Annotated in this window: 7 protein-coding genes; all 7 read left to right on the top strand. The window is 40.0% G+C overall.

Annotated features, from left to right (window positions below):
• On the top strand, positions 1 to 699 hold a 699-nt coding region (locus TT12_RS14685; RefSeq protein ID WP_207804110.1), incomplete at its 5' end, for a hypothetical protein.
• Positions 700 to 1129: 430 nt separating this feature from the next.
• A complete protein-coding gene (locus TT12_RS14680; protein ID WP_045456335.1) occupies positions 1130 to 1321 on the top strand; it encodes a type II toxin-antitoxin system HicA family toxin in 192 nt (63 codons plus the stop codon).
• 205 nt (positions 1322 to 1526) lie between these two features.
• The gene (locus tag TT12_RS14675; RefSeq protein WP_045456332.1) at positions 1527 to 2405 is read left to right on the top strand and encodes a replication initiation protein; all 879 of its coding nucleotides are present in this window, start codon (positions 1527 to 1529) and stop codon (positions 2403 to 2405) included.
• Positions 2406 to 2496: 91 nt separating this feature from the next.
• Entirely contained in the window at positions 2497 to 4098 is a 1602-nt protein-coding gene (locus TT12_RS14670) for a hypothetical protein (RefSeq protein ID WP_045456330.1), read from the top strand.
• A gap of 275 nt (positions 4099 to 4373) precedes the next feature.
• Positions 4374 to 4706: a plasmid mobilization protein gene (locus tag TT12_RS14665; RefSeq protein WP_045456327.1), complete on the top strand. Its 333-nt coding sequence runs from the start codon at positions 4374 to 4376 to the stop codon at positions 4704 to 4706.
• Positions 4696 to 5961 (top strand): relaxase family protein, encoded by a 1266-nt coding sequence (locus TT12_RS19500; protein ID WP_207804109.1) that lies wholly within the window; start codon positions 4696 to 4698, stop codon positions 5959 to 5961. Before TT12_RS14665 ends, TT12_RS19500 begins: the two co-directional genes overlap by 11 nt.
• 3 nt (positions 5962 to 5964) lie before the next feature.
• Complete coding sequence (locus TT12_RS14655) at positions 5965 to 6537, top strand: hypothetical protein (protein WP_045456325.1); 573 nt, start codon at positions 5965 to 5967, stop codon at positions 6535 to 6537.
• The last annotated feature ends 329 nt before the right edge of the window (positions 6538 to 6866 follow it).

Genomic DNA, 6866 nt, shown 5'->3' with positions numbered 1-6866 from the left:
TATTATGACATTCATTGGTACCAAAATGGTGGCAAAGTAAAGTCCGTTATGGTACCTCGTTCTAACCTATTAATTATTACTGGAAGTATTATGAGTTCTCAAGCTACAAACACAGAAAAAGTAAGTCCGCCCGTTGACTATGTTGCAAATCAGGGTGGTCCTGATGATGAGGCCAAAGCACAAAAATTCATACTGACGGATAGTTTATCAGAAGATATTGGGTGGTTAAGTGAGGCTGAAAACCTTAGTAAGACTGACATAGTAAAGCGCGCGCTACATCACTATTTCAGTCGATCTCAGCACTGGAATAACAAGCGTTATTTTTTAGAGAAAGCTAGCGGATCAAAGGTGGATATATCTAAGGCTACTACACATACGGAGGTTAACGTCAGATGGTGTAACGAAAAAACAGATCCTGTTAGCAAAAGTATTTTTGTAGCATGTCACATCTTGGATATTGATGGTGACGACGTTTTAATAAACCCTTTTTATTACCCATCAGTGTCAATGAGTGACGATGCTGCCTTAATCCAAAAAAGTGAAGCAATTGTGCCTGGGTTTATCGATTTCGATCCATACAACCTCCTCAATCCGTACAACTTCTATAACCCACCAAAACCGCCATATTTGAACCAGCTCACATATAAGATTAATTCTAAATATCTTTGGCCAATTACACCTATTTCTAATGATTTATAAATTTTTATGACAAACAAGGATTCAGACATGGAAAAACTAATTAAGGTCGTTGCAGTAGCCGTACTTACAGAAGTTGTAAAGCATCTTATTGACGAGCATAAGTAAAAAATCAATTTACTATAAACACAGGAGAGATAGACATGGGTGACTTATTAAAGGACTTAATCATCGAAGTAGTTATCGAGGTTGGTAAGCGAGTTCTAGAAGATATATAGCAGATCAATACACTAATTAGCTATTGAATGAGGTATCAAGATGAAAAACTTAATTAAAGGCATCACAGTATTTGTTCTAGATGAAGTAAGCCGGTGTGTAATCGATGAGGTGTGGAGATAGATAATACCTGTTCGAAGAAATGGCTATCTGATGATATTCGTTGTCAGATAGCCAAAAAACAATAATTTCAGGAGATAAAACTAAGGATATAGCTATGAAATGCAAAGAAGCATTTAAGAAGGTAAAAGAATATGGTTGGACGCTAAACCGTGTCAAGGGAAGCCACTATCATTTTAAGCATCCCTATCTTAAGGGGTTAATAACAATACCCTATCACGGCTCTAAAGAGCTAAGCCCACGAGTTCTTTCTTCCGTAGCGAGATCTTTAGGTGTAAATGTAATCTAAGCCTTAGATGGCATGGCTTTACGAGGATATTGATAATTGACGAAACAGGAATGAGAGCGTAAACTCAAGTGCTAGAAACGACTAACCCCCAATGCTTGCAGGCATCGGGGGTTAGATGAATTTTAATCTGTGTCAGCAGATATAAAACCCACCATATTCGAACGGTTATTTTATATCAGCAGGCGCACCAACACAAGTGTGCGTGATGTTAATACTACCGGAAATATACGAAAACCTCCCCTTAAAGCCCTATTGCACCGATGATCTAGGTGGTCTTGTCATTCGTCCGCGAAAGACAGCTGTCAAAATGCGGTATATTCAGCACAACCCCCCTTGCATGACGCATTTAATTTGCCTCGATATTGATCATGAGCATGGTGCAATGCGCTGGGCGGAAGAATACCTACCACCGCCACGGTGGACAAGCCAAAATCCTGAAAACGGACATGCCCACATTGTTTATGAGCTGAAAACACCTGTTTGCACTAGTGAACATGGCAGCCGTAAAGCCTTAGACTATCTCGCTAAGATACAAGCAGGATTAGTCAGAGCAACTCGCGCAGACGTTGGTTATAGCAATTTCATTACCAAAAACCCGATGCACGAGCATTGGCGTACCGAAGTATGGACGGAAGAAGCCTACGAGCTGAATTATTTAGCAGAGTTTGTTGATCTCAGACCTTTAACGGCTACCGAGAAAGAATACGGACTTGGTAGGAACTGTTCCCTGTTCGATACCGTCCGTCATTGGGCTTATTCTGCGATTAGAGAGCATCGAGGCAAGACTTGGGAGCAATGGTATAACTCAGTGCTTAAACATGCTCAAAGCGTAAATATGATGTTTCCAGAGCCATTACCGTACTCAGAAACCAAAGCCACAGCTAAAAGCGTTGCTAAGTACTGCTGGAAGCGTGATGCTTACCACTACAACGAATTTATATATCGCCAAGCGCTGAAAGGTAGCAAAGGTGGCAAAGTTTCTAAACGTAAGCCTGTAGCTACGTCAGAGCAATCGTTTAAACCTTGGGAAAAATTAGGTATAAGCAGAGCCACATACTACAGAAGAAAAGCAAAAAAGCAGTGAGACTGGATAAGCCTAAATCAGATAACAGCGCTTTTAATGCTGCTTAGGCTATTCGGTGTTCTTTTTTATCTACCCTTATGGAGTCTAGTTTATGCGTGTTTCTGGTTTGCCCTCTGATCCTCTTGGTTCTCTTTCCAATGTGCCTGCCTTTTTTACTACTGAAGCTTGTGGTGTCAATGTTAGTTTTCTTATGCTCTTGCAACGTATTCAGGGTGCTACAACTGTGGCTAGTGTCCATTTTCCTGTAGAAGATCTATATTCTGATGTTCTTGATCAAGTTATTCATATGCATGGGGAAGGTTCTTTTGGTGAAGATGGTTTGGGTCTTGTTAAATATTTAGAGTCTACAGATATTGTTGGCTTCTCTGAGGATTTGTCTCGTACAGTCAAGAGTGATTATTTTAACTATTGTGTTGATATTAATGACCGTTACCAACCACGAATATCTATAAACATGAAGGAGCAGCTCAATAGTTTCTTCAGTTCTGTTCATCTTATCAATGATTTACATTCTAATGGCCATTTTTACAGTGTGGTGTTATTAGAGGCTCTGCGTGAGCACTCCTTGGAAAGTGAGTCCGATCTAAGTGCTCAGCTTAGATCGGACTTAGTGAATGCTGCTCAAGAAAGATACTTTCGTGTTTTGAGTGGGTTTAATAAAAGCCTTTGTATTTATCTTATTCTTTGGATACGGGCTTATAGGCTCTCCCAAGCTAGAAAATCGTGTCTACAACAAGAAGGTACTGTAGCTTTTTCTCATAGGTTTTATGGATGGTCACAACCTGAATATGCTTTAAGCGATGATTTTAAGCTGGAGTTTAAAACTAATTTCGGGTTTGGTAATGCAAGTTATTTCTTCTTTATTATGTATTATAAAAATATACAGGTATTCAATTTTATGGATTGGGTCAACTATGACATAGTTGAGGTTTCAGAACTACATAGGTACTCTATAAAATATATTAATAAACATCGAGATGAAGAGCAGGAAGAAGAGCAGGAAAACGGAAGAATTACTAATAGCTTATGGATTGAAGCAATCAGTGATGCTGAAGAAGTATGCAACTTGTATATAAATAATGAAGATGGTTTTGTAAAAAAACATATAATAGAAAACTTAGAGAATATGATTTCTAGATTAGAAGAGGTTATAGATGCAGATAACCACACAGTTAATAGAAACTATAGAAGATATAATTATGAGTTTAGTGGTTATTGCTTTAATAAGGAAGAAGTAATAAGAATAGAAGCAATGAATGCGAAGGGATACATGATAAGTGGAGTGTTAAGTTTTATAGGTCAAATAGTTAAATTAGAAAACATAATCTCTGTAGACTCTTTTTTAGAAAGAATTAATATTGTCAATAAAAGATTACAACCAATTTTAATAAAAGAACTTCGTGAAAGTGAAGATATGAAGATAAAAATAAATAATAAAATAGAAAGTAATAAGAATATAATGATCGATATATGGACTAAAGGGGATGGCTCTAATAGTTTGAATGAACTATCTAACTTGGAAAAGAAAGGTGGCTTAAGCGCTGGTATGCAATCCTTATTCAATAAGCTTCAAGATGAACATAAAACGCTCTCCAAAATTAATAAGTCATTAAATCAAGATAGGCTCAACCTTAATAACCTTATAAAGAACATAGAAAGGTACCATTTAAACATAGAAAACCATTTTTCCTAATTGTAAAAAGCATGAGTTTATAAGGTGTATCGAGGTGTTTTCTTGTAAGGATTTATTAGAAATAAACACCTTGGTGTATTTTCATGCATAAATAGTTATTTTGTATAGGAATAAAAATATATTTTTAGTTTTTTTATTAGTAGCCAGCATATACCGTGGGTACAATATCCACTCCGTTACTATTGACCCAAGGCATGCCGGTAAGGGAAACCCCTTAACCCCAACCCCTCACAAAAAGCCGTGAGGGGTAAAAAAACAGCTAGAGCGAGGTTGGAATGGCAAGAACGAAATGGCTAAAAATAAGAGTTACTGATCAAGAAATTGCAGACATCAAAAAGCGGACAGGCTCACGTGATATGTCTAACTACGTTCGCAAATTGGTGCTCGATCAACCCATAGCCCCGCCCGAACCCAAGCACAAAAAAATCGTACATAGTGCCGATCCTGAATTGGTGCGAGCCATTAATCGCATTGGCATCAACATCAACCAAATCGCCAAGCAGACCAATACAGGCCAAGAAGTCGGTAATGCCGTATTGATCGCTTTACTTGATTTGCAGACCACGCTAGACAAAGCACTAGCATCGAGTATGCCCCATGATCGTTAAATTCTTCACTCATGGCACTGGTGGCAGTAAAGGTGTGTTCGATTACCTGCTTAACGACAAAGAGCAGCCAGATGGTAAACGGCTCGGTGCCGAAATATTGAGAGGCGACATAGAAAACCAAGCCTTGCTCATTGATAGCCTAGACTTTAAGCAAAAATACACCAGTGGTTGCTTATCGTTCACTGAAACAGCGGATGAAGTCACAGCAGAACAAAAAAATGCCTTGATGGACGGCTTTGAGGAAACCCTTCGAGCAGGGCTAGACGTTGATAGAGTAAGCGTGAGCTGGATTGAGCATCGAGACAAAGGCAGATTAGAGCTGAACTTCGTCTTTGCCGATGTGGATTTAGAACACGGCAGAGCCTTTCAGCCCTATATCCACTACCAAGACAAGCGCAGGGTCAACGCATGGAAAGACATGCAAAACATCGAGTATGGTTTTACCGACCCCAATGATCCCGCCAACAAGCGATTAATGGCGCAGCGTGACAACTTACCAAGAGACATTAAAGACGCAAGACAAGCCATTACTGACGGTCTAAAGGCATTGGTGGTTGAGGGCGTAATAGCCAATCGTGATGACGTTATTCAAGCCCTTACCGATGGTGGCTTTGAGATTGCACGAGAGACAGATAAAGCAATCAGCATCAAAAACCCAGATCCCACAGCAAAACGAAATATCAGGCTAACAGGCGGACTATATGAGCGAGGCTTTAAATTTAGCAGAGAAGTTCAAAGTGAAGTCACAGCAGCAAGCGAAAGTTATCGAGCAGGAAGTCGAGAACGCTACGACGCAGCTAAACAGCTTTATGACAGCGAAATTAGAAGAAAGCGAGACTATCATCAAGCAAGGCATGGACAGCCTAGACACGAGCAACGAGCAGTTGCTCACGACCTTAGCAACGCATCAAACCGATATGTCTACAGCCCTCGACACTTATATGAGCAACGTCCAAGCCCATACCACCAAGCATTTAAACCAGTTCGCAGAAGACATAGAAACGACGATAGAAGCTTATACAGATCACATAGCGGACTTGATAGGGCAGCGAGAAGACAGGATAGCGAAGGTCATCAAATCAGAAATGAAAAAATGGGCGATAGTAGCTGGTCTGAGCGCACTCGCCATGCTGATATTAGGTTTAATCATAGGGCACTGCTGTTCAACAAGTTCTCCAAGCCAACCTATACCATTCAACAATCGCAGCCACAACCGCAGACACAGCAGCAGCCCATCAACTATGGACAGAAATAACTCATGGACAAGAGACTATTAGAGCAAGTACAAAAAGCCCTACAAGCACAGCAGGACACGATCAAACGCCAAAAGCAGATGCTAGACGACCAAGAGCGTTACATGAAGCAGATGCTCGACCAGAAAGACCAAGATATAGCGGAATTGACAGCCTCATTGAACACATTGGCACAGAACAAAACACAAGAGCTGGAACGCTTGCCAACGTTATTCAAACAGTTGAAGAATACGATGATAGAGCAAACAAACGTATTCAACGGATGGGTAAATCATCAGAACAATCACGTGACAACGCAAGCGTCGTTGGCAAGCGAATTATTGGCTTTAGGGAACGTGCAAATTCAACTCGTAGCGCAGTTAAAGACGTATCAGAGTACGATAGCACCGCCCGACTATTTAGAGAGAGAATTGAGCGAACTAGAGAGCGAATCGAGAAAAATAGAGAGCGAGTCGAGCGAATTAGCGAACGCACAGAGCAAAATAGAGCAGTCACAAGCGAAAATAACAGGCTCGCAGAGGGGAATACAGACGGAATTGCAGGAATTAAGCAAATTGCTGAACAGACCAGAGCCTTAATAAAAGCCAAAGAACAAGAACTTGCACGTGCTAGAGCGCCTACGAGGTCAAGATCTCCGAGTATGGGAATGTAGTGATCTGAGCAAGTAAAAGAGACCGTTCGGTACGACACACAATATCGTTTTCATGATAAGTATCGTCCTACAACACCTAGCACTGTTTTTAGACAGTACTAAAAAACAATATTCTTTGGACGGAAAAGGCCTTCAGTGTTACTGAAGGCCTTTTTTTATCCTAATAACTATATGTAAGTAATTGAATATTAACATATTTTTTAAATATACTATTTTTTTATGAATTTAATACTTGCAGGATACTGCTTGTTCACC

The organism is Psychrobacter sp. JCM 18903 (assembly GCF_000586475.1).
GTDB lineage: Bacteria > Pseudomonadota > Gammaproteobacteria > Pseudomonadales > Moraxellaceae > Psychrobacter.
The sequence above is the reverse complement of the archived record's forward strand: the minus strand, read 5'-3'. Positions and strand labels throughout refer to the sequence as shown.

Bases quoted from the DNA above. Each gene is read 5' to 3' on its own strand.
- TT12_RS14675 (WP_045456332.1), top strand. From the start codon at position 1,527: ATGTTAATACTACCGGAAATATACGAAAACCTCCCCTTAAAGCCCTAT.
- TT12_RS14680 (WP_045456335.1), top strand. From the start codon at position 1,130: ATGAAATGCAAAGAAGCATTTAAGAAGGTAAAAGAATATGGTTGGACG.
- TT12_RS14655 (WP_045456325.1), top strand. From the start codon at position 5,965: ATGGACAAGAGACTATTAGAGCAAGTACAAAAAGCCCTACAAGCACAG.
- TT12_RS14670 (WP_045456330.1), top strand. From the start codon at position 2,497: ATGCGTGTTTCTGGTTTGCCCTCTGATCCTCTTGGTTCTCTTTCCAAT.
- TT12_RS19500 (WP_207804109.1), top strand. From the start codon at position 4,696: ATGATCGTTAAATTCTTCACTCATGGCACTGGTGGCAGTAAAGGTGTG.
- TT12_RS14665 (WP_045456327.1), top strand. From the start codon at position 4,374: ATGGCAAGAACGAAATGGCTAAAAATAAGAGTTACTGATCAAGAAATT.